35 protein-coding genes are annotated in these 21,819 nt (G+C 41.4%); 34 read left to right on the forward strand and 1 reads right to left on the reverse strand.

Going from position 1 to position 21,819, the window contains the following annotated elements; all coding sequences use genetic code 11:
• Positions 1–370: 370 nt before the first annotated feature.
• From rpsL to eno, 34 genes are all read left to right on the forward strand, one after another.
• Positions 371–772, forward strand: a complete 402-nt coding sequence (gene rpsL / locus DD657_RS08350; protein WP_021987946.1) for a 30S ribosomal protein S12 — start codon at positions 371–373, stop codon at positions 770–772.
• A 115-nt stretch (positions 773–887) separates the two neighbouring features.
• Positions 888–1,367: a 30S ribosomal protein S7 gene (rpsG, locus tag DD657_RS08355; RefSeq protein ID WP_021987947.1), complete on the forward strand. Its 480-nt coding sequence runs from the start codon at positions 888–890 to the stop codon at positions 1,365–1,367.
• A gap of 17 nt (positions 1,368–1,384) precedes the next feature.
• Positions 1,385–3,487 (forward strand): elongation factor G, encoded by a 2,103-nt coding sequence (gene fusA, locus DD657_RS08360; RefSeq protein WP_068691571.1) that lies wholly within the window; start codon positions 1,385–1,387, stop codon positions 3,485–3,487.
• A 76-nt stretch (positions 3,488–3,563) separates the two neighbouring features.
• Positions 3,564–3,869 carry a 30S ribosomal protein S10 gene (gene rpsJ / locus DD657_RS08365; RefSeq protein WP_009137840.1) on the forward strand — a complete coding sequence of 102 codons (306 nt, stop codon included), beginning with the start codon at positions 3,564–3,566 and terminating at the stop codon, positions 3,867–3,869.
• A gap of 62 nt (positions 3,870–3,931) precedes the next feature.
• Positions 3,932–4,549 (forward strand): 50S ribosomal protein L3, encoded by a 618-nt coding sequence (gene rplC, locus DD657_RS08370; RefSeq protein ID WP_021987948.1) that lies wholly within the window; start codon positions 3,932–3,934, stop codon positions 4,547–4,549.
• Entirely contained in the window at positions 4,549–5,181 is a 633-nt protein-coding gene (gene rplD / locus DD657_RS08375; protein ID WP_021987949.1) for a 50S ribosomal protein L4, read from the forward strand. The genes rplC and rplD overlap by 1 nt, the downstream gene beginning before the upstream one ends.
• Positions 5,182–5,192: 11 nt before the next feature.
• Positions 5,193–5,483: a 50S ribosomal protein L23 gene (rplW, locus tag DD657_RS08380; protein ID WP_021987950.1), complete on the forward strand. Its 291-nt coding sequence runs from the start codon at positions 5,193–5,195 to the stop codon at positions 5,481–5,483.
• 5 nt (positions 5,484–5,488) lie between these two features.
• Positions 5,489–6,310 carry a 50S ribosomal protein L2 gene (rplB, locus tag DD657_RS08385; protein ID WP_021987951.1) on the forward strand — a complete coding sequence of 274 codons (822 nt, stop codon included), beginning with the start codon at positions 5,489–5,491 and terminating at the stop codon, positions 6,308–6,310.
• Positions 6,311–6,333: 23 nt separating this feature from the next.
• Positions 6,334–6,597: a 30S ribosomal protein S19 gene (gene rpsS / locus DD657_RS08390; RefSeq protein ID WP_021987952.1), complete on the forward strand. Its 264-nt coding sequence runs from the start codon at positions 6,334–6,336 to the stop codon at positions 6,595–6,597.
• Positions 6,598–6,633: 36 nt separating this feature from the next.
• Complete coding sequence (gene rplV, locus DD657_RS08395) at positions 6,634–7,050, forward strand: 50S ribosomal protein L22 (protein WP_021987953.1); 417 nt, start codon at positions 6,634–6,636, stop codon at positions 7,048–7,050.
• A 5-nt stretch (positions 7,051–7,055) separates the two neighbouring features.
• Positions 7,056–7,781, forward strand: a complete 726-nt coding sequence (rpsC, locus tag DD657_RS08400) for a 30S ribosomal protein S3 (RefSeq protein ID WP_068691573.1) — start codon at positions 7,056–7,058, stop codon at positions 7,779–7,781.
• A 6-nt stretch (positions 7,782–7,787) separates the two neighbouring features.
• Positions 7,788–8,207, forward strand: coding sequence for a 50S ribosomal protein L16 (rplP, locus tag DD657_RS08405; protein ID WP_021987955.1), 420 nt, complete (start codon positions 7,788–7,790; stop codon positions 8,205–8,207).
• 44 nt (positions 8,208–8,251) lie between these two features.
• Positions 8,252–8,452 (forward strand): 50S ribosomal protein L29, encoded by a 201-nt coding sequence (gene rpmC, locus DD657_RS08410; protein WP_021987956.1) that lies wholly within the window; start codon positions 8,252–8,254, stop codon positions 8,450–8,452.
• Between the two features lie 4 nt (positions 8,453–8,456).
• The gene (gene rpsQ, locus DD657_RS08415; protein ID WP_021987957.1) at positions 8,457–8,714 is read left to right on the forward strand and encodes a 30S ribosomal protein S17; all 258 of its coding nucleotides are present in this window, start codon (positions 8,457–8,459) and stop codon (positions 8,712–8,714) included.
• A gap of 2 nt (positions 8,715–8,716) precedes the next feature.
• Positions 8,717–9,082: a 50S ribosomal protein L14 gene (gene rplN / locus DD657_RS08420; protein ID WP_021987958.1), complete on the forward strand. Its 366-nt coding sequence runs from the start codon at positions 8,717–8,719 to the stop codon at positions 9,080–9,082.
• A 93-nt stretch (positions 9,083–9,175) separates the two neighbouring features.
• Positions 9,176–9,499 (forward strand): 50S ribosomal protein L24, encoded by a 324-nt coding sequence (rplX, locus tag DD657_RS08425; protein ID WP_021987959.1) that lies wholly within the window; start codon positions 9,176–9,178, stop codon positions 9,497–9,499.
• A 155-nt stretch (positions 9,500–9,654) separates the two neighbouring features.
• A complete protein-coding gene (gene rplE / locus DD657_RS08430; RefSeq protein ID WP_021987960.1) occupies positions 9,655–10,203 on the forward strand; it encodes a 50S ribosomal protein L5 in 549 nt (182 codons plus the stop codon).
• 11 nt (positions 10,204–10,214) lie between these two features.
• Positions 10,215–10,484: a 30S ribosomal protein S14 gene (gene rpsN / locus DD657_RS08435; RefSeq protein ID WP_021987961.1), complete on the forward strand. Its 270-nt coding sequence runs from the start codon at positions 10,215–10,217 to the stop codon at positions 10,482–10,484.
• A gap of 20 nt (positions 10,485–10,504) precedes the next feature.
• Complete coding sequence (gene rpsH, locus DD657_RS08440; protein WP_021987962.1) at positions 10,505–10,900, forward strand: 30S ribosomal protein S8; 396 nt, start codon at positions 10,505–10,507, stop codon at positions 10,898–10,900.
• An 18-nt stretch (positions 10,901–10,918) separates the two neighbouring features.
• Complete coding sequence (rplF, locus tag DD657_RS08445) at positions 10,919–11,473, forward strand: 50S ribosomal protein L6 (RefSeq protein WP_021987963.1); 555 nt, start codon at positions 10,919–10,921, stop codon at positions 11,471–11,473.
• A 22-nt stretch (positions 11,474–11,495) separates the two neighbouring features.
• Entirely contained in the window at positions 11,496–11,852 is a 357-nt protein-coding gene (gene rplR / locus DD657_RS08450; protein ID WP_021987964.1) for a 50S ribosomal protein L18, read from the forward strand.
• Positions 11,853–11,864: 12 nt separating this feature from the next.
• Positions 11,865–12,371, forward strand: coding sequence for a 30S ribosomal protein S5 (rpsE, locus tag DD657_RS08455; protein ID WP_021987965.1), 507 nt, complete (start codon positions 11,865–11,867; stop codon positions 12,369–12,371).
• A gap of 13 nt (positions 12,372–12,384) precedes the next feature.
• The gene (gene rpmD, locus DD657_RS08460) at positions 12,385–12,567 is read left to right on the forward strand and encodes a 50S ribosomal protein L30 (protein WP_068692375.1); all 183 of its coding nucleotides are present in this window, start codon (positions 12,385–12,387) and stop codon (positions 12,565–12,567) included.
• A 27-nt stretch (positions 12,568–12,594) separates the two neighbouring features.
• Positions 12,595–13,041 carry a 50S ribosomal protein L15 gene (gene rplO, locus DD657_RS08465; RefSeq protein WP_021987967.1) on the forward strand — a complete coding sequence of 149 codons (447 nt, stop codon included), beginning with the start codon at positions 12,595–12,597 and terminating at the stop codon, positions 13,039–13,041.
• A gap of 117 nt (positions 13,042–13,158) precedes the next feature.
• Positions 13,159–14,499 carry a preprotein translocase subunit SecY gene (secY, locus tag DD657_RS08470; protein ID WP_021987968.1) on the forward strand — a complete coding sequence of 447 codons (1,341 nt, stop codon included), beginning with the start codon at positions 13,159–13,161 and terminating at the stop codon, positions 14,497–14,499.
• 121 nt (positions 14,500–14,620) lie between these two features.
• On the forward strand, positions 14,621–15,400 hold the full coding sequence (gene map / locus DD657_RS08475; protein WP_287049569.1) for a type I methionyl aminopeptidase: 780 nt from the start codon (positions 14,621–14,623) through the stop codon (positions 15,398–15,400).
• Between the two features lie 81 nt (positions 15,401–15,481).
• Positions 15,482–15,703 carry a translation initiation factor IF-1 gene (gene infA / locus DD657_RS08480; RefSeq protein ID WP_009137817.1) on the forward strand — a complete coding sequence of 74 codons (222 nt, stop codon included), beginning with the start codon at positions 15,482–15,484 and terminating at the stop codon, positions 15,701–15,703.
• Between the two features lie 97 nt (positions 15,704–15,800).
• Positions 15,801–15,917 (forward strand): 50S ribosomal protein L36, encoded by a 117-nt coding sequence (rpmJ, locus tag DD657_RS08485; RefSeq protein ID WP_013612500.1) that lies wholly within the window; start codon positions 15,801–15,803, stop codon positions 15,915–15,917.
• 28 nt (positions 15,918–15,945) lie between these two features.
• Positions 15,946–16,323 (forward strand): 30S ribosomal protein S13, encoded by a 378-nt coding sequence (gene rpsM, locus DD657_RS08490; protein WP_068691575.1) that lies wholly within the window; start codon positions 15,946–15,948, stop codon positions 16,321–16,323.
• Positions 16,324–16,335: 12 nt separating this feature from the next.
• Positions 16,336–16,725 carry a 30S ribosomal protein S11 gene (rpsK, locus tag DD657_RS08495; RefSeq protein WP_021987971.1) on the forward strand — a complete coding sequence of 130 codons (390 nt, stop codon included), beginning with the start codon at positions 16,336–16,338 and terminating at the stop codon, positions 16,723–16,725.
• A gap of 109 nt (positions 16,726–16,834) precedes the next feature.
• Positions 16,835–17,443 carry a 30S ribosomal protein S4 gene (rpsD, locus tag DD657_RS08500; RefSeq protein ID WP_021987972.1) on the forward strand — a complete coding sequence of 203 codons (609 nt, stop codon included), beginning with the start codon at positions 16,835–16,837 and terminating at the stop codon, positions 17,441–17,443.
• 14 nt (positions 17,444–17,457) lie between these two features.
• Positions 17,458–18,450 carry a DNA-directed RNA polymerase subunit alpha gene (locus tag DD657_RS08505; protein WP_021987973.1) on the forward strand — a complete coding sequence of 331 codons (993 nt, stop codon included), beginning with the start codon at positions 17,458–17,460 and terminating at the stop codon, positions 18,448–18,450.
• 4 nt (positions 18,451–18,454) lie between these two features.
• Positions 18,455–18,982, forward strand: a complete 528-nt coding sequence (rplQ, locus tag DD657_RS08510) for a 50S ribosomal protein L17 (RefSeq protein WP_021987974.1) — start codon at positions 18,455–18,457, stop codon at positions 18,980–18,982.
• A 205-nt stretch (positions 18,983–19,187) separates the two neighbouring features.
• Positions 19,188–20,474 carry a phosphopyruvate hydratase gene (eno, locus tag DD657_RS08515; RefSeq protein ID WP_021987975.1) on the forward strand — a complete coding sequence of 429 codons (1,287 nt, stop codon included), beginning with the start codon at positions 19,188–19,190 and terminating at the stop codon, positions 20,472–20,474.
• A 531-nt stretch (positions 20,475–21,005) separates the two neighbouring features.
• Here the strand turns inward: eno and corA are convergent.
• The coding region (gene corA, locus DD657_RS08520) for a magnesium/cobalt transporter CorA (RefSeq protein ID WP_287049572.1) at positions 21,006–21,819 on the reverse strand (814 nt) is incomplete at its 5' end.

A 21,819-nucleotide genomic window follows, 5' to 3' on the forward strand; every position in this document is an offset into this window, starting at 1 on the left:
GATTTATGATTTTAGATTTACGATTCGGTCTCAAGGTACCGGGTAATTGTTGGCTTTTAAATATGTATATGAATTCCGGGTTGTGTTTTTACAATTTTAGGTGAAAAGCATCCGATAACGAATCGGATTGCCGGATAATTTAAAATTTACAATCTGAAATTTACAATTTATACGAAGGATTCCGATTCTGGCTTTTTGCTTGGACGGGGTAAATATTGTCGTAGCCGGGCGATGAAGCCGTATATTTCATAATCGCTTGAAAATCTATGCTTTTTTTGGAAAAAAAGATATAAAGGTTTGGTAGTTAGGAAAAAGGTGCGTACATTTGCACTCCAATTTGAATAAAAGTATACTAATTAAAACTATTGTAATGCCTACTATTCAACAGTTAGTAAGAAAAGGAAGAACGAAAATTGTGGACAAGAGCAAGGCTCCGGCTTTGGATGCATGTCCGCAAAGACGTGGGGTTTGTGTACGTGTTTACACAACGACTCCGAAAAAACCGAACTCAGCAATGAGAAAGGTAGCTCGTGTAAGATTGACCAACGGAAAAGAAGTGAATGCTTACATTCCGGGAGAGGGTCACAATTTGCAGGAACACTCAATCGTAATGATTCGTGGTGGTCGTGTGAAAGACCTTCCGGGTGTACGTTATCACCTTGTTCGCGGAACATTGGATGCTGCCGGGGTTGCAGAACGGAAACAAAGTCGTTCTAAGTACGGTACTAAAAGACCGAAGCCGGGCCAGGCTGCAGCAAAAGGCAAAAAGTAAAAAGTGATTAACAGGAATTGTTTATGAAGCGTTCCCCGAAAGTTGAGTAAATGGTTGTGAAACCGTTGAAGACAAAAAAGGACAGCTGATCGAACCAATTCGTAAACTAAGAGAGATGAGAAAGACTAAACCGAAAAAGAGAATCCTGTTACCGGATCCGAAGTTCAATGATGTACTGGTGACTAGATTTGTGAATGACCTGATGGTTGACGGAAAGAAAACTATCGCGTTCAAAATTTTTTATGATGCATTAGACATCGTTGATGAAAAATTGGCTAAAAAAGAAGAGAAAAACGCTTTGGACATTTGGAAACAAGCATTGGAGAATATTACTCCCCAGGTGGAAGTAAAGAGTCGCCGTGTAGGTGGTGCTACTTTCCAGGTACCGATGGAGATCAATCCGAATCGGAAAAGAGCGATTTCTGTAAAAAATATGATTCTGTTTTCCCGTAAGAGAAGCGGACATAGCATGGCTGAAAAATTAGCGGCTGAAATTATGGCTGCATACAAAGAAGAAGGTGCTGCCTTCAAAAAGAAAGAAGATACGCACCGTATGGCTGAAGCCAACCGTGCTTTTGCACATTTCAGATTTTAACTAGGAGAGATAGATAAATGGCAAAGAGAGATTTACACTATACGCGAAATATCGGTATCATGGCTCACATCGATGCCGGTAAAACTACGACGACTGAACGTATCCTGTATTTTACCGGAGTAAACCATAAGATCGGTGAAACCCATGATGGTACTGCTACGATGGACTGGATGGTACAGGAGCAGGAAAGAGGTATTACCATTACTTCTGCTGCTACCACCTGTTTCTGGAAGTATCAGGATCAGGAGTATAAAATTAATATTATTGACACCCCGGGACACGTTGACTTCACGGTTGAAGTAGAGCGTTCTTTGCGTGTATTGGACGGTGCTGTTGCACTGTTTTGTGCTGTAGGTGGTGTTGAAGCCCAGTCTGAAACCGTATGGCGTCAGGCAAATAAATACGGTGTGCCGAGAATTGCTTTTGTGAATAAAATGGACCGTTCTGGTGCAGACTTTTTCAAAGCAGTTCGTGAAATCAAGGAAAAATTAGGTGCTAATCCTGTACCTCTTGTATTACCGATCGGAGCTGAAGAAAACTATCAGGGTGTTATTGACCTGGTAGAAATGAAAGCTTATGTATGGGAAAACGGGGCGATGGAAGGAACTGTAAAGGAAATTCCGGCTGATTTGATGGCTGAAGCTCAGGAATGGAGGGAAAAATTAGTGGAAGCTGCTGCTGTTCAGGATGAAGCTTTGATGGAGCGTTTCTTTGAAGATCCGGATTCCATTACGGCTGAAGAATTGAAAGCTGTTATCCGTAAGGCTGTGATTGCTATGGATTTCTGTCCGGTGATGTGCGGCTCTTCCTTTAAGAATAAAGGTGTACAGAATTTGTTGGATGCTGTTATTGCTTATTTGCCGAATCCATTGGATATTCCGAACAGCAAAGGTACTGACCCGAGAAGCGGAGAAGAAATTCTTTTCCCGGTTGATCCGGAAGCACCGCTGTCGGCTTTGGCATTTAAGATCGCTACCGACCCGTTTGTAGGACGTTTGTGCTACACCCGTATTTATTCCGGTAAAATCGAAGCCGGTTCGTATGTTTACAACCCGCGTACCGATAAAAAAGAACGTATTTCCCGTTTGTTCCAGATGCATTCTAACAAGCAGCAGCCGAAAGATGTTCTGGAAGCCGGAGATATCTGCGCTTGCGTAGGTTTCAAAGATATCCGTACCGGAGATACATTATGTTCTGAAGACAAACCGATCGTACTGGAAAGTATGACTTTCCCGGAACCGGTAATCGGTATTGCCGTTGAACCGCTGACTCAGAAAGATACTGATAAGTTAGGTATGGCTTTGGCTAAGTTGGCGGAAGAAGACCCGACTTTCCGTGTGAAAACAGATGAAGATTCCGGCCAGACTGTTATCAGTGGTATGGGTGAACTTCACCTGGATATTATCCTCGACCGTCTGCGTCGTGAATTCAAGGTAGAATGTAATCAGGGCGCTCCTCAGGTTTCTTACAAAGAAGCTATTACTGCAACTGTGGAACATCGTCATGTATTTAAGAAACAGACCGGTGGCCGCGGTAAATTCGCTGATATTATTTTCCGTATGGAACCTGCAGAAGAAGGTAAGGAAGGCCTGACTTTTGTAAACGAAGTGAAAGGTGGTAATATCCCGAAGGAATTTATTCCTTCTGTTGAGAAAGGTTTCAAAGAAGCCATGGAGAACGGTGTTTTGGCCGGTTACGGATTGGAATCTTTGAAAATAACTTTGCTTGACGGTTCTTTCCACCCGGTTGACTCAGATGCTTTGTCTTTCGAAATGGCTGCCAAAATCGGTTATAAGGAAGCTGCACAGAAAGCTAAACCGGTGTTGCTTGAGCCGATTATGAAACTGGAAGTTGTTACTCCGGAAGATTTCATGGGAGATATTATCGCTGACTTGAACCGTCGTCGCGGACAGGTTGAAAGCATGGACTCTCGTACGGGAGCTCGTGTAATCACGGCCAAGGTACCTTTGTCTGAGCAGTTCGGTTATGTAACTGTATTGCGTACATTATCTTCCGGACGTGCAAGTTCTTCAATGGAATTCTCTCACTATGCCGAGGTTCCGAAGAATATTGCCAAGGACGTTGTTGAAAAAGCAAACGGAAGAGCAGATTTAATTTAAAAATTTTAGATTGTAAATTTTAAGTTGGGAAATCAATTTAAAATTTACAATTTACAATCTACAATAATCAAAAAACATGAGCCAAAAAATCAGAATTAAGTTGAAATCTTACGATCACAACTTAGTAGACAAGTCGGCAGAGAAGATTGTTAAAACGGTAAAAGCTACCGGTGCAGTAGTGAGCGGTCCGATTCCGCTTCCGACCCACAAAGGAATTTTTACTGTGAACCGCTCTACTTTCGTAAATAAGAAGAGTCGTGAACAATTTTTGGTATGCACCTTCAAAAGATTGATTGATATCTACAGCTCAACGGCTGGAACTATCGACGCTCTGATGAAGCTTGAGCTACCGAGTGGTGTTGAAGTAGAGATTAAGGTGTGATAACGGCGAACAACCTTATGTCGTTATTAAGAATGTAAACCTATTAAAAAAAGTAAAAGAAAATGCCAGGTTTAATTGGAAAAAAAGTCGGAATGACTTCCGTATTCAGTGCCGAGGGGAAAAGTATCCCATGCACTGTGATTGAGTGCGGTCCATGTGTTGTAACCCAGGTTAAAACGAATGAGACCGATGGTTACGCAGCACTTCAGTTGGGTTTTGATGACAAGAAAGAAAAACACACAACGAAGCCGCTAAGTGGACACTTTAAAAAGGCAGGCACAACTCCGAAACGGAAACTCGTAGAGTTTTCAGGATTTGAGACCGAGCACAAGTTAGGTGATGTAATCGATGTTACCTTGTTTGAAGGAACTGCATTTGTGGATGTAGTCGGAACCAGCAAGGGTAAAGGATTTCAGGGCGTTGTGAAACGTCACGGATTCGGTGGAGTCGGTGAAGCTACTCACGGTCAGGATGACCGCCAGAGAGCTCCGGGTTCTATTGGAGCTTGTTCTACCCCTTCTCGTGTATTTAAAGGTATGAGAATGGCCGGAAGAATGGGAGGAGACAGGATTACTGTTGCTAACTTGCAGGTTTTGAAAGTAATTCCTGAAAATAATTTGTTGTTGGTGAAGGGATCTGTTCCCGGAACTAAAGGTTCATACTTAATTATTGAGAAGTAATGGAGTTAAGTGTATTAAACATTGCCGGAAAAGAAACAGGCAGAAAGATAGAGTTAAATGACGCTATCTTTGGAATTCAGCCTAACGAACACGCAATCTACCTTGACGTAAAGCAGTATCTTGCCAACAACCGGCAGGGAACGCACAAGTCAAAGCAGAGAAACGAAGTGTCAGGTAGTACTGTAAAGCTGAAAAAGCAAAAAGGTACCGGAGGTGCACGTGCCGGTGGTATCAAGAACCCGTTGTTCAGAGGCGGTGGCCGTGTATTTGGTCCCGTTCCCAGAGATTACAGTTTTAAATTGAATAAAAAACTGAAAAGACTGGCTCGTAAATCGGCTCTGGCTGTGAAAGCAAGTGCAAATGCGGTTACGGTAGTTGAAGATTTCAGCTTTGAAGCACCGAAAACAAAACAGTTTGTAGAATTGATTAATAATTTGAAAGTTAATCAGGGCAATTTGTTGGTAGTTTTGAGTGACGTAAACGAAAATATAGTGTTATCGGCTCGCAACTTACAGAATGTTGAAATTATGAGAGTCAATGATTTGGCAACTTACAACATTATGAAGGCTAGAAATCTTGTACTTGTTGAAAGTTCTGTGAAGGGCCTGAATGAAATGTTCAATCTTAACTAATTAAAGAAGAGATGGAAATTATTTTAAAGCCCGTCCTGACTGAAAAGATGTCAGCGTTGACCGACAAAGAACACAAGGTGGCCTTTGTTGTAGCAAAAGATGCGAATAAGATAGAGATAAAGAAAGCAGTTGAAGAAATGTACGGAGTGAAGGTATTGGCTGTAAATACGCAGCGTTACCAGGGAACGGTAAAATCCCGTTATACCAAGGCCGGTGTAATTACCGGACGTACCGCTTCGTTCAAGAAAGCAATTGTAACTTTAGCAGAAGGTGATAGTATTGATTTTTTTAGCAATATTTAAATAACATGGCTGTAAGAAAATTAAATCCTGTAACTCCTGGTCAAAGACATAAAGTAGTAAATACTTTTGAACAGGTGACTACAGATAGACCTGAGAAATCATTGTTGAGACCTATCAAAAGAACCGGTGGCCGTAACAATGCCGGTAAAATGACAATGAGATATATAGGTGGAGGTCATAAGCAAAAATACAGAGTAATTGATTTTAAACGGAACAAAGACAGTATTCCGGCTAAAGTAGCCTCTATTGAATACGATCCGAATAGAACAGCTCGTATTGCTTTGTTAGTGTATGCAGACGGAGAGAAACGTTATATTATCGCTCCTATCGGACTGACGGCAGGTCAGACTGTAATGAGCGGACAAGGCGTAGCTCCGGAAATTGGAAATGCTCTTTTCTTATCTGAGATTCCATTAGGTACAATCATACATAACATTGAACTGAGACCGGGACAAGGAGCTGTAATGGCCCGTAGTGCTGGTTCTTATGCTCAATTGGTGGCCAGAGATGGCAAATATGCTTCCATCAAATTACCTTCAGGAGAAATCCGGATGGTATTGGTAACTTGTAAAGCTACAGTAGGAACGGTATCTAATACCGACCATGCACTGGAACGTTCCGGTAAAGCCGGTCGTTCTCGTTGGTTAGGCCGTCGCCCGAGAGTTCGTGGTGTTGTAATGAACCCGGTTGATCACCCGATGGGTGGTGGTGAAGGCCGTGCTTCAGGAGGTCACCCGAGATCACGCAAGGGCTTGTTGGCTAAGGGCTATAAAACAAGAGCTCCGAAGAAAGCTTCAAGTAAGTATATTGTTGAAAGAAGGAAGTAATAACCGATTAATAGTTTAATGTTATGAGTCGTTCGTTAAAAAAAGGCCCTTTTATAGATGTGAAGCTGGAGAAAAAAGTGTTGGCGATGAATGAGTCCAATAAAAAATCGGTTGTTAAAACCTGGGCTCGCTACTCTATGATCTCTCCGGATTTTGTAGGCCATACTGTAGCAGTACATAACGGTAATAAATTTATCCCGGTATACATCACCGAGAATATGGTGGGACATAAGCTGGGAGAATTTGCACCGACACGTACCTTTAGAGGTCACGCTAACAAGAAATAAGCGTGATTAAAGTTGAACCAATGAAGATGTATTAAAATGGGTGCAAGAAAAAGATTAAGAGCAAATCAGATAAAGGAAGCCAAAAAGGAGAAGGCTTTTGCCAGCCTGCGCGGTTGTCCTTCGTCACCTCAGAAAATGAGATTGGTGGCAGACCTGGTACGTGGAAAAGACGTACAGAGAGCTTTGGATATACTGAAATTTTGTCCTCGTGAAGCTGCCCGTAAAGTGGAAAAACTTTTGCTTTCGGCTATTGCTAACTGGAGTGCTAAAAATGACGGTAAACGTATCGAAGATGCTTCTTTATTCGTTAAGGAAATTTTCGTTGACGGTGCCGGTATTTTGAAGCGTCTGAGACCGGCTCCCCAGGGACGGGCTCACCGGATCCGCAAAAGATCAAATCACGTGACTATCGTCTTAGGTAGCAAGACTGCAGTTGAAAATGTAAAAGAATAATTAGCATGGGACAAAAAGTTAATCCAATAAGCAATAGATTAGGAATCATCCGTGGATGGGATTCTAACTGGTTCGGCGGCAAAAACTATGGCGATAAACTGGTAGAAGATTATAAGATCAGAAAATACCTGAACGCCCGTTTGGCCAAAGCCGGAATCGCGAAAATTGTTATCGAGAGGACCCTTAAGCTGATTACCATCACCATCAATACTGCCCGTCCGGGAATTATCATCGGAAAAGGTGGTCAGGAAGTGGATAAATTGAAGGAAGAGCTTAAGAAAATCACCGATAAAGAAGTTCAGATCAATATCTTCGAAATCAAACGTCCGGAATTGGATGCTGTTATCGTAGGTAATAACATAGCTCGTCAGCTGGAAGGACGTGTTGCATATCGCCGGGCGATCAAAATGGCTGTTCAGTCTACCATGAGAATGGGGGCTGAAGGTATCAAAGTGTTGATATCAGGTCGTTTGAACGGTGCTGAAATGGCACGTGCAGAAATCTTCAAGGAAGGTCGGATTCCGTTGCACACTTTCCGCGCAGATATTGACTATGCACAGGCAGAAGCCCTGACGACTTACGGTCTGCTGGGTATTAAGGTGTGGATTTGCAAAGGTGAAGTTTACGGAAAACGTGAATTGGTACCGAATTCAGTACTCGGTTCACATGAATCACGTAGCGCTGCCAATGCTAACGCCGGCAAGAAGAATTTCAAAAAAAGAAAAAAGTAGTGAGTTATGTTACAGCCAAAAAGGACTAAATACAGAAGAAGTCAGAAAGGAAGAATGAAGGGTAATGCTCAGAGAGGGCATCAACTGGCATTCGGATCTTTTGGAATTAAGGCGTTGGAAGAAAAATGGATCGAAGGACGCCAGATTGAAGCAGCCCGTGTTGCCGTTACCCGTTATATGCAACGTCAGGGTCAGATATGGATACGTATATTTCCGGATAAACCTATTACCAAAAAGCCTGCTGAAGTGCGTATGGGTAAAGGTAAAGGTTCTCCCGAAGGTTTCGTAGCTCCGGTTACTCCGGGACGTATTCTTTTCGAAGCAGACGGTGTGCCGTATGCAATTGCAAAAGAAGCTTTGCGTCTTGCTGCTCAGAAATTACCTATTACGACGAAGTTTGTGGTTAGACGTGACTATGCCGAATAGTCGTCCGACTGTTGATTGTTAAACCAAATTAATTTGACAGAAAGATGAAAAATTCAGAAGTTATAGAAATGACCACAGAGGATCTTAAAGAAAAAGTAGCTGCAGAAAAAGCTGCCCTCAATAAGATGACCATGAATCATACGATTACCCCGCTCGAAAACACAATGCAGATTCGTGCCAAGAGAAAGGATATTGCTCGCATGATGACGGAATTACGTAAGAGAGAATTAACGGTAAAGAAGTAAAGTAATGGAAGAAAGAAATCTTAGAAAAGAACGTATCGGTCTCGTGGTGAGCAATAAGATGGAAAAATCCATCACGGTTGCCGTTCATTTTAAAGAAAAACACCCGATTTACGGAAAATTCGTAAGCAAGACCAAGAAGTTCACCGCTCACGACGAAAAGAATGAATGTAACGTCGGAGATAAAGTGAGAATTATGGAAACCCGTCCCTTGAGTAAAATGAAGAGATGGAGATTAGTTGAAATCATTGAAAGAGCGAAGTAATCATGATACAACAGGAAAGTAGATTAACAGTAGCAGATAACAGCGGTGCTAAAGAGGTGCTTTGTATCCGCGTTCTGGGAGGAACCCGGAAAAGATACGCACGCGTAGGCGATAAGATCGTTGTGTCTGTAAAAAGCGCACTGCCTGGCGGTGATTTGAAAAAAGGAACGGTTAGTAAGGCAGTCGTTGTGCGTACATCCAAGGAATATCGTCGTCCGGACGGCTCTTATATCCGCTTTGATGACAATGCTTGCGTATTGTTGAATAATGCCGGAGAAATGAGAGGTACCCGTATTTTCGGACCGGTTGCCCGTGAAGTTCGTGAAGGTTATACGAAAATTGTTTCGTTAGCCCCGGAAGTTCTTTAATTATTTACGGTTTTAGATTTATGATTTATGATTACATTGCTCTATGCTCATCAATCTGAAATCTAAAATCTAAAATCTAAAATTTTATAGGTAATGAACAGAAAGTTTCATATAAAGAAAGGTGATTTAGTTTACGTAAATGCCGGTGTTGACAAAGGGAAACAGGGTAAAGTACTCGAAGTACTGCCGGAAGAGGAACGGGCAATTGTCGAAGGCATCAATATGGTAAGCAAACACACGAAACCGAATGCGAAAAATCCGCAGGGAGGTATCATTAAGAAAGAAGCTCCGATTCATATTTCAAATCTGAACGTAGTAGATCCTTCTACCGGCAAACCGACCAAGATCGGACGGAAGAAAGACGAAAAAGGCAACATGGTTAGATTTGCTAAAAAATCAGGAGAAATCTTGAAATAAGAATAATGTTGGCATGAACAGGTGCAGGTTGCAGGTTTGCAGATGGAAACTTGTAACTTGTTAACCTGTAGCTTGCAACTTAAAAATTAAATTTGTAGCTTTGCCGCCGCAAAGTGCAAACGCTGTGCGATTACAGCAAAACAATGATTAAATAGATGAAATACGTACCAAGTTTAAAAACAAAGTATAACGAAGAAATTGTACCGACTTTGATGAAAGAGTTCGGATACAAGTCAGTTATGCAGGCACCCCGGTTGGAGAAGATAGTAATCAATCAGGGCGTAGGTTCCTCGATCCAGGATAAGAAAATCCTTGAATTTTCGGTGAACGAAATTGCAGCGATTACCGGACAGAAACCGGTTACCTGTAAATCAGTGAAAGACGTATCTAATTTTAAATTGCGTAAAGGCATGCCGATCGGCGTTCGGGTTACATTGCGTCAAGAACGTATGTATGAATTCCTGGAAAGACTGATTACTTCAGCTCTGCCGCGTATCCGCGACTTCAAAGGAATCAACAGTAAACTGGACGGAAGAGGCAACTATACATTAGGTCTCGATGAGCAGATCATATTCCCTGAAATTGTGCTCGACAACGTACACAAAATCATGGGTATGAATATAACATTTGTGACTTCGGCTAATACCGACGAAGAAGGTTTTGCTCTTCTGAGAGAATTTGGATTACCATTTAAAAAGAACTAAAACCAGAGAAAATGGCAAAAGAATCAATGAAGGCTCGTGAAGTGAAGCGTGCAAAATTGGTAGAAAAGTACGCAGCAAAACGAGCAAAATTAAAAGCGGAAGGTGATTATGCCGGATTGAGTCTTCTCCCGAAGAATTCCAATCCTATCCGTTTGCACAACAGATGCAAGTTGACCGGCAGACCGAAAGGTTACATGAGACAATTTGGTATCAGTAGAATCCAGTTCCGTGAAATGGCTTCTGCAGGTTTGATACCGGGAGTGAAAAAAGCTAGTTGGTAATATTAAAAATTGAAACGAAGATGACAGATCCAATAGCAGATTATCTTACGCGTTTGAGAAATGCGATAAGTGCCGGTCATAAAGTAGTAGATGTTCCCGGTTCTAAGATGAAACGGGAAATGACCAAAATCCTGAAAGAAAAAGGATATATTTTAAATTACAAGTTCGAAGAAGACGGAGCTAAAAGCAATATCAAGATTGCTCTTAAATATAACCCGGAAACAAAAGTATCAGCGATCAAGTCTTTGGTACGTGTATCTAAACCGGGTTTAAGACGCTACACCAACGTTGAGGAAATGCCTCGTGTATTGAACGGTTTGGGTATAGCCATCTTGTCTACTTCTATGGGATTGATGACTGACAAAGAAGCTCGCCAGAAAAATGTCGGCGGTGAAGTATTGTGTTATGTGTATTAATTTAAAAGAGAAGAAGAGATGTCACGAATAGGAAAATTACCCATTCATATACCACAAGGGGTTACGGTAGCCGTAAGCCCGGATAACACCGTCACAGTAAAGGGCCCGAAAGGAGAACTTTCTCAGAAGGTAAGTACAGACCTTACTGTAACAGTAGAGGATAACAATGTGCATGTAGCACGTCATACTGAAGATAAGGAACATAAATCAATGCATGGATTGTATCGTGCTTTGATTCACAATATGGTAGTAGGTGTTTCTGAAGGTTATACGATTAAACAGGAATTAGTCGGTGTCGGTTACAGAGCAAACGCTGAAGGTAATGTATTGGAATTGGGACTGGGATATTCTCACTCCATTTTCTTACAGTTGCCGGAAGAAGTAAAAGTATCTGCAGTAACAGAGAAACGTGCTAACCCGATTATTACACTGGAAAGTTGTAATAAACAATTAATCGGTCAGGTAGCTGCAAAAATCCGCTCATTCCGTAAGCCGGAACCTTACAAGGGTAAAGGTATCCGCTTCGTAGGTGAACAAGTACGCCGGAAAGCAGGTAAATCAGCTAAAGTTTAATCACCTAAAGTAAGTAAAAGTTATGGCTTTAACTAAGGAAGAAAGAAGATTAAGAATAAAAAGGAGAATTCGTAAGATTGTCTCCGGAACAGCTGAAAGACCGCGTATGAGCGTTTTTCGTTCAAATGCGCAGATTTCTGTTCAGCTGATCGACGATATCGCAGGTAAAACTATTTTAGCTGTGTCTTCATTGAGTAAGGATATTGCCGAGAAAAAAGGAACGAAAATGGAACAAGCTGCCAATGTTGGTGCTGCTGTTGCTGAAAAAGCAAAAACTGCCGGAATTGTAAATGTCGTTTTCGATAGAAACGGTTATTTATACCACGGAAGAGTGAAAGCTTTGGCTGATGCTGCCCGTAACGGAGGTCTTAATTTTTAAAAGTAAGCAGGAATGGAACAGAAAATAAATAATACAGACCTGGAATTGAAAGACAGATTGGTAGCTATTAACCGTGTGACTAAAGTTACTAAGGGAGGTAGAACCTTCAGCTTTGCTGCGATTGTTGTTGTCGGAAACGAAAACGGTATTGTCGGCTGGGGCTTGGGAAAGGCCAATGAAGTAACTACCGCTATTGCAAAAGGCGTTGAAGCTGCTAAGAAAAATCTGATAAAAGTGCCTGTTTTAAAAGGTACGATTCCTCATGAGCAAGTGGCTCGTTTTGGCGGAGCCGAAGTATTTATGAAACCGGCTTCTTCCGGTACCGGTCTTGTGGCCGGAGGTGCTATGCGTGCCGTTCTGGAAAGTGTCGGTGTTCGGGATGTGCTGGCAAAAAGTAAAGGTTCATCGAACCCGCACAACCTGGTGAAAGCAACAATTGCTGCATTGAAAGAAATGAGAGATGCGCGTGCTGTTGCCCGGCAGAGAAATGTCAGCATGGATAAAGTGTTTAATGGTTAATTTGATGAGAGTTATGGCAAAGATTAAGGTTACATTGGTAAAAAGTAAAATCGGTAGCGATAAACGTCAAGTTGGCACTTTAACCGCACTTGGATTGAATAAAATCAGCAGCAGTGCTGTGCATGAAGCTACTCCGCAGATATTGGGAATGGTCGCTAAAGTGGCCCACCTGGTGAAAGTGGAGGAAGTAAAGTAATTGTCAAACTATTTTAACGAAGATAAAATGGATTTAAGTAACTTAAAACCGGCCTGCGGATCCACTCATCACGAAAAGAGAATCGGTCGCGGACAAGGTTCCGGAAAAGGAGGTACTTCTACAAGAGGGCATAAAGGTGCCAAATCAAGATCTGGTTACAAAACCAAGATCGGTTTTGAAGGTGGTCAGATGCCTTTGCAGAGAAGAGTACCGAAATTCGGTTTTAAAAATATAAATAGGATTGAATTCAAAGCCATTAATGTCAGCATGCTTCAGGAATTGGCAGAAAGAGATAATCTGACTGCTATCGATAAGGATCTGCTGGTTAAGGCTGGATTGATATCCAAAAATGATTTGTTGAAGGTCCTGGGTGACGGGGTGCTGAAAGCTAAACTGGAAGTAAAAGCAGATGCTTTTTCTCAGAAAGCGAAAGAAGCCATTGAAGCAGCAGGCGGATCAGCAGTCGTTTTGTAATACAAAACGGAGTTTATAAAGTTCATAAGGTTCATAAAGTTCATAAGGTTGTGGATTTTAACTTTATAAACTTTACAAACTTTATAAACTTTATGAACTATTAATAAGAAAGAACTTATGAAGTTATTTGATACATTAAAGAACATTTGGAAAATTGAAGAACTGAGAACCCGGATTCTCATGACTTTGGGACTGATCGCTGTATATAGATTGGGTACAGAAGTTGTATTGCCGGGTATCGATCCGGCCGGACTTGCTGCCTTAAAAGCACAGACATCAACCGGGGTGCTCGGCTTGTTGGATATGTTTTCCGGAGGAGCGTTTTCGAATGCTTCTGTATTTGCATTGGGTATTATGCCTTATATCTCTGCTTCTATTGTTGTTCAGTTGTTGGGTATTGCAGTACCTTATTTTCAACGAATGCAGCGTGAAGGGGAGAGTGGACGGCGTAAAATCAATCAAATTACTCGTTATCTGACTTTGATTATTCTTGTATTACAAGGTTCAGCGTATCTTACCAACTTACATGCACAAATTCCGGAATGGGCATTTGTGATGAAAGGGGCTTTCTTTACAATTTCTTCTGTTCTTATCCTGGCTGCCGGCTCAATGTTTGTTTTGTGGCTGGGTGAAAAGATTACAGATAAAGGTATTGGAAACGGTGTTTCTATCATCATTATGATCGGTATTATTGCCCGCTTGCCTTTTGCATTTGTTGCTGAAGGTTCTTCCAGAGTAACACAGCAGGGGGGTGGTATGGTCGCTTTATTGGTGGAGTTGGTCGTTTTGTTCCTGGTATTCTGCGGTACGATCATGTTGGTACAAGGTACACGTAAAGTACCTGTACAGTATGCAAAACGTGTTGTCGGAAACAAGCAATACGGAGGTGTACGTCAGTATATTCCGTTGAAGATCAATGCTGCCGGTGTAATGCCCATCATTTTCGCCCAGGCGATTATGTTGTTGCCGATTTCCTTTGTGAACTATGCTGCCGCTGATTCTATGTCTGGGTTTGCTGCTGCATTTTCTAACTTTACCGGATTCTGGTATAATTTTACGTTCTTTGTTTTGATTGTTGCATTTACCTATTTCTATACGGCTATCACTGTTAATCCGATGCAAATGTCCGAGGATATGAAGAAAAACGGTGGTTTCATTCCGGGAGTAAAACCGGGTCGTAAAACGATGGAATTCCTGGATACGATTATGTCCCGGATTACATTACCGGGATCTATCTTCCTGGGCATTGTGGCTATTTTGCCCGCATTTGCTGTAATCGCAGGAATTAATAATCAATTCGCTCAATTCTATGGCGGTACTTCCCTGTTGATTCTGGTAGGTGTCGTATTGGATACTTTGCAACAGATCGAATCGCATTTGTTGATGCGTCATTACGACGGATTGATGAAGACCGGACGGATAAAAGGTAAGACACCGGGAGGTCCTGCTGCTTACTGATAAAATATTTGAAGATTCGGAAATTTGAAGATTTGGACTATTCTTTCAAGTCTTCAAATTTTCAAATTTACAAATTAAACAGAGGATTTGTGGGTTGGTATTTTTTTTGTAATTTTGCGGCATGATTTTTTTGAAAAACGCAGAAGAAATTGAGCTGCTTCGGGAAAGCAATCTTTTGGTAGGAAAGACTCTGGGCGAGATGGCTAAGCATATTCGTCCGGGGATTTCAACGTTAGAACTCGACCGTATTGCAGAGGAGTTTATCCGGGATCATGGAGCTGTCCCTGGTTTTCTAGGATACGGTGGTTTCCCGAATACGCTTTGTATTTCTGTAAACGACGCGGTCGTTCATGGAATTCCGGCTGCAGATTGTTTCTTAAAAGAGGGAGATGTCGTATCGATAGATTGTGGAACTTTGATGAACGGATACTACGGAGATAGTGCTTATACCTTTGAAGTAGGAGAAGTGAAAGAAGAAGTACGCAAACTTTTACGGGTTACCAAGGAAGCTTTGTATAAGGGAATTGAAAAGGCTATTGCCGGCCTGCGTATCGGAGATATCGGTTATGCCGTTCAAAGTTATTGTGAAGAAAACGGCTACTCTGTGGTGCGGGAGTTGGTAGGGCATGGCGTCGGACGGGATATGCACGAAGAACCTCAGGTGCCCAATTATGGAAGAAGAGGCCAGGGGGTGAAGTTGGCAGAGGGGATGGTTATCGCTATAGAGCCGATGATTAATTTGGGAAAACGTTATGTTTTTCAGGATTCCGACGGTTGGACCGTCCGTACCCGCGACCGGATGCCGTCTGCTCATTTCGAGCATACAGTAGCAGTGGGAAAACACGGGGCAGATATCTTATCCTCGTTTGAGTTTGTAGAGAAAGAACTAAGCAGATTGTAAACTGTAGATTTTAGATTGTAAATTCTTCTCATCCGATGAGAAAAGCAATTTAAAATCTGAAATCTAAAATTAAAATAAAGTATGGCAAAACAGCCGTCAATAGAGCAGGATGGAGTAATAACGGAAGCATTGTCGAATGCAATGTTTCGTGTTGAACTAGAAAATGGGCATATTATTACAGCTCATATATCCGGAAAAATGCGGATGCATTATATAAAGATACTCCCCGGGGATCGGGTTCGGGTGGATATGTCTCCGTACGACCTGACAAAAGGAAGGATCACGTTTAGATATAAAAACTAAGGATTTAATTGTAAATTTTAAATTGTAGATCCTTCACCTGTGACAGGGAAAGTGTCTGATGATTTTAAATCTGAAATCTAAAATAAATTGAAAAACCATGAAGGTAAGAGCGTCCATTAAGAAACGTAATGACGATTGCAAGATTGTAAGAAGAAAAGGCGTTTTGTACGTCATTAACAAAAAGAACCCTAAGTTTAAAATGCGTCAGGGTTGATTCATTAATCTAAAATTTTAAAAGATTTATGGCAAGAATCGTAGGTGTAGATTTACCCTCAAACAAAAGAGGTGAAATAGCCTTGACCTATATTTTCGGTATAGGTAGAAGTAGTGCCCGGACCATTCTGAGTAAGGCCGGCATCGATTTTGACACTAAGGTGAAAGACTGGAACGACGATCAGCTCGCAGCTGTACGAAAAGTGATTAATGCAGAGTACAAAGTTGAAGGAGAGTTGAGATCAAGCGTTCAGATGAACATCAAACGACTGATGGATATCGGTTGCTACCGTGGAATCCGTCATCGTATCGGACTGCCCGTAAGAGGACAGAGTACAAAGAACAATGCCCGTACACGTAAGGGTAAGAAGAAAACTGTTGCTAACAAGAAAAAGGCGACTAAATAATTGAATTGAATTATGGCAAAGAAGTCTACATCAAACAGAAAACGGTTAGTTAAAGTAGAAGCCGTTGGACAAGCGCACGTTCATTCGTCTTTTAATAACATCATTATTTCCATCACGAACCAAACAGGACAGGTGATTTCTTGGTCTTCAGCTGGAAAAATGGGTTTTAAAGGTTCGAAGAAAAACACCCCGTATGCCGCACAAATGGCAGCTACCGATTGTGCAAAAGTGGCATTCGATCTCGGAATGAGAAAGGCAAAAGTATATGTTAAAGGACCGGGTAATGGCCGGGAATCAGCTATTCGTGCTATCCACGCAAGTGGTATTGAAGTATCGGAAATTGTTGACGTTACGCCACTGCCGCATAACGGATGTCGTCCTCCGAAAAAACGTAGAGTGTAAAACATAACGTGTAATGTATTTTAAATTTTAAATTGTAAATCTTTAATTCTTGCGACTTATAGCAAGTAGTTTGCAATCTGAAATCTAAAATCTAAAATTTAAAATTGAAATGGCTAGATATACAGGACCTAAGTCTAAAATAGCAAGAAAATTCGGAGAACCGATTTACGGCCCGGATAAGGCTCTGGAGCGGAGAAACTATCCGTCAGGGCAACATGGTTTAGCTCGCCGCCGGAAGAAAATTTCTGAATACGGTGTTCAGTTAAAAGAAAAACAAAAAGCAAAATATACTTACGGTTTATTGGAAAAACAATTCCGTAATTTATTTGAAAAAGCAGAACGTAGTGGAGGTATTACCGGTGAAGTATTACTTCAATTGCTCGAATGCCGTCTGGACAATACGGTATATCGGTTAGGTATTGCACCGACGCGTGCTGCTGCCCGTCAGTTAGTGTCTCACCGTCACATTACAGTGAACGGAAAGGTATGTAATATTCCTTCTGCTTCTGTTAAACCGGGTGATATTGTAGCTGTTCGGGAAAAATCCAAAGCTTTGGAAGTGATTGCTGACTCTTTGAGAAGTAACCGCGTTACCAAATTCTCATGGTTGGAATGGGATGCCGTTTCCATGAGCGGCAAATTACTCAATGTTCCGGAAAGAAGCGATATTCCGGAAAATATCAAAGAACAGTTAATCGTAGAATTGTATTCTAAGTAATAAATAAAATATTTATGGCAATATTAGCTTTCCAGAAACCGGACAAAGTAATCATGCTCGAGTCTACAGACAAATTCGGAAAATTCGAATTTCGTCCGCTGGAGCCTGGTTATGGGATCACAATAGGTAATCCGCTACGCAGAATTCTGCTCTCTTCGTTGGAAGGGTTTGCGATTACCGGTATTAAAATTCATGGCGTTGAACATGAGTTTGCTACCATCCCGGGAGTGATCGAGGATGTAACCGAGATTATCCTGAATTTGAAGCAAGTTCGGTTTAAGAGAAAAGTAGAGGATGTGGAGGATGAGAAGCTGACTGTTCTTGTTTCTGGGCAGGAAACTTTTACTGCAGGCGATATCAACCGTTTTCTGACAGGTTTCGAAGTTTTAAATACGGACTTGGTGATCTGTAACATGGATACGAACGTTAATTTCCAAATGGAAATTACAATCCAGAAAGGACGCGGTTATGTGCCCAGTACAGAAAATATGCCGATAGATGCCGAAGCCGGATTTATTCCGATTGATGCAATTTACACCCCGATCAGAAATGTGAAATATGAGATAGAGAACTATCGTGTTGAAGGTAAAACCGACTATGAACGGCTTTTGCTGGAAATTGAAACGGATGGTTCTATTAATCCGACCGATGCTTTGAAGGAAGCAGCGAAAATCCTGATTCACCATTTCATGTTGTTCTCAGATGAAAAGATTACCTTGGAAACTGAAGATAAATATGGAAACGAAGAGTTTGACGAAGAAGTTTTGCATATGCGCCAACTTCTGAAAACCAAGCTTGTGGATATGGATCTTTCCGTACGTGCATTGAATTGCCTGAAAGCTGCCGAGGTTGAAACTTTGGGTGAATTGGTAAAATTCAACAAGAATGATTTGTTGAAATTCCGTAATTTCGGTAAGAAGTCTCTGACCGAGTTGGAAGCCTTGCTCGAAAACAATAACCTTGAGTTCGGTATGGATGTATCTAAGTATAAATTAGACAAGGAATAAGAAAATGAGACATTGTAAGAAATTTAATCATCTCAATAGAACGAGTGCTCATAGAAAAGCATTACTTTCTAACATGGCTGCTTCTCTGATTCTGCATAAAAGAATTTCTACGACTGTTGCTAAGGCGAAAGCGTTGAAAATCTATGTAGAACCCCTGATTACCAAGAGTAAGAACGATAATATGCATTCTCGCCGTGTAGTTTTCAGCTACCTCGGTCAGAAAGAAGCTGTTACTGAATTATTCAAAGAAGTAGCTCCGAAAATTGTAAATCGTCCCGGCGGATATACCCGTGTTCTGAGAACCGGTAATCGCCTCGGTGATAATGCAGAGACCTGTATCATTGAATTAGTGGATTTCAATGCCACATACACTGAAGTTAAACAGGAAGTGAAGAAGACTGCTACACGTCGTCGTCGTTCTTCCGGTGCCAAGAAAGCTGCTGAAACTGCTGAGAAACCGGTGGTTGAAGAAGCTCCGAAGGCTGAAGAAGCTGCTGCTCCTGCAGTAGAAGAGGCTCCGAAAGCAGAATAAGCTTACCCGTGATAATGTAGAAACCGTCTTGCCAACCGGCAAGACGGTTTTTTTTATTTTTATCTGAATAATTATAGATATCTTCTATTAATTGATTCTATTTATAGATACGGCTTAATTTGTCCCCTTTTGCTTTTCGTTTTTTGATTGTTTTGTCGTAACTTGTCCCTGAAATTCTACGTTTAATAAAAAAAATCAGAAAATTATGACACATATTGTTGAAATTATCGGGAGAGAAATATTGGATTCCCGGGGAAACCCAACCGTTGAGGTAGACGTTGTTTTAGAATCCGGGGTAATGGGACGGGCTGCAGTACCTTCGGGTGCTTCTACCGGTGAAAATGAAGCTTTGGAATTGAGGGATGGGGATAAGTCCCGGTATATGGGAAAAGGAGTTTTAAAAGCCGTTGAAAATATCAATACCGTTATTTCGGATGCCTTGTTGGGGATGGATGTAATGGATCAGGTCGCAATAGACCGGCTTTTGATCGAATTGGACGGTACGAAGACAAAGTGTAATTTGGGAGCTAATGCTATGTTAGGGGTATCTCTGGCTTGTGCAAAAGCTGCAGCAAATTACCTGGAGATTCCTTTGTATCGGTATATCGGAGGCTGTAATGCCAAAGTTTTGCCTGTGCCGATGATGAATATTATCAATGGAGGTTCGCATTCGGATGCTCCGATTGCTTTTCAGGAATTTATGATCCGTCCGGTAGGAGCTTGTTGTTTTAAAGAAGCTTTACGGATGGGGGCAGAAATATTCCATACTTTAAAGAAAGTATTGCATGACCGCGGTTTGAGTACGGCGGTCGGGGATGAAGGCGGATTCGCCCCTTCTCTCGCCGGAACCGAAGATGCTTTGGATTCGATTGTAAAGGCTATAGAGAAGGCCGGCTATAAACCCGGAAAGGATGTGATGATCGGGTTGGACTGTGCTGCTTCGGAGTTTTATAAAGAAGGCCTGTATGATTATACGAAATTTGAGGGGCCGCAAGGAGCAAAACGTACTTCGGCCGAACAGGTACTTTATCTGGAAGAATTGATTTCTAAATATCCGATTGATTCGATAGAGGACGGCATGTCTGAGAATGACTGGGACGGTTGGGAGATGTTGACGGCAAAGATCGGAGACCGTTGCCAGTTGGTAGGAGATGATTTGTTCGTAACGAATGTCGAGTATTTGCAGAAAGGTATTGAATTGGGATGTGCTAATTCCATCCTGATCAAAGTCAACCAAATCGGAACATTGACAGAGACCCTGGACGCTATTGAAATGGCTCACCGTGCTGGTTATACTACTGTAACGTCCCATCGTTCGGGAGAAACTGAAGATGCTACGATTGCAGATATAGCTGTCGCGACGAATTCAGGTCAGATCAAGACGGGTTCTCTGAGCCGTTCGGATCGTATGGCTAAATACAATCAGTTGCTTCGGATTGAAGAGCAGTTAGGAAAAAATGCCGTATTCCACGGAAGAAAATTTTCAAGATAAATGACCGGCTGACTTTTTCAGCCGGATCATAAAAAGGCTTGTTTGGAATAGTAAAGAGTCTGTTCCGGCAAGCTTTTTTTGTGATTTGTTTTTTATTTTTAAAAATACCGGCTTCTTGATCGTCCTTTTCACTTTTTAATTTACCTTTGCAATCAAGGGATGACTTGGAATTATAAACGTCCCATATAATAGATATTTGCATTTATTCTGATAGTGAAATCCGCCAGATTTCAATAAACACAGGAATAAATACAGTTTCGCATTGTGCGTGGACTGTGTTGTACTCATTTGTGTTTAGGCACCTGGCGGAGCCCCACTATAAATGAAACAGCAGGTCCACGTTTTTTGTTAATCGCAGGTAGGAGAATTGCTATTCTGTCAATTACGGAGAAAACGTCGGTTTCCTGTTAAAGAAAGTAAAGGTTGGAATATAACCTACTTTCAGGATATAGTCATTGATCGTAAAAGGGCTTGGGAGTGGCATTCTTTCCTAATAACACACACAATCACACCTGCTGCTTCCTGCCCTTTTTATAACCATTTTTTTTTCTTAAAAAACAATAGCATAAAAATGGCAATTATAATCATGACACCCCATAGGATGAAGTAGGCTGAATGATGTTGTAGTTCCGGAATATAGTTGAAGTTCATCCCATATACGCCGACGATAAAGGTCAAAGGAATGAATATAGCCGAAAATATCGTCAGAACTTTCATAACGTCGTTTACACTATTACTGGTGTTTGTATTGTAAATATTGTGTTGGTCGTTGACCATTGCATAGTAAATTTCGATGGCTTCGAGCGCCTGAGTGATAAGATTTTCCAAATCTTTTAGATAGTTGAATGTGTGGCTATTTATTAGATCGGATTCGGATGTTATAAAACGAGTGATGACTTCTTTGACCGGCCTCACGTTTTTTCGGATAAACGAAAGTTCGGTCTTGTAATGGTAGATGTTTTCAATAAGTTGTTTATTGGAGGTCAGCAGGTCTTTTTCCTGGGCTTCGATGTGTGTACCTAATTTCTCTATATTCAGAATATAGCTGTCTACAAGAGTATCAAGTAATGCATAACATAAGTAGTCGGGTGTGTAAGAACGGATTTTGGATGTTCCTGACTCCAGTCGTTTGTCGATATCTGCAAAATAAGGAGAATCCGTTTCCTGAATTGTAATCACGTAATTTGTTCCTACAATGATGGAAACCTGATCGATTTGGGCTTTATTGAGGTCAGAATGAAAAAACAGTGATTTTAATATGATAAAAATATGTTGATTGTCTTCATCAAATTTAGGACGTTCGTCTGTGTTTAATATATCTTCCAGAATAAGAGGTGGAATCTGG

This window comes from Culturomica sp., from assembly GCF_003524185.1.
GTDB lineage: Bacteria > Bacteroidota > Bacteroidia > Bacteroidales > Marinifilaceae > Culturomica > Culturomica massiliensis.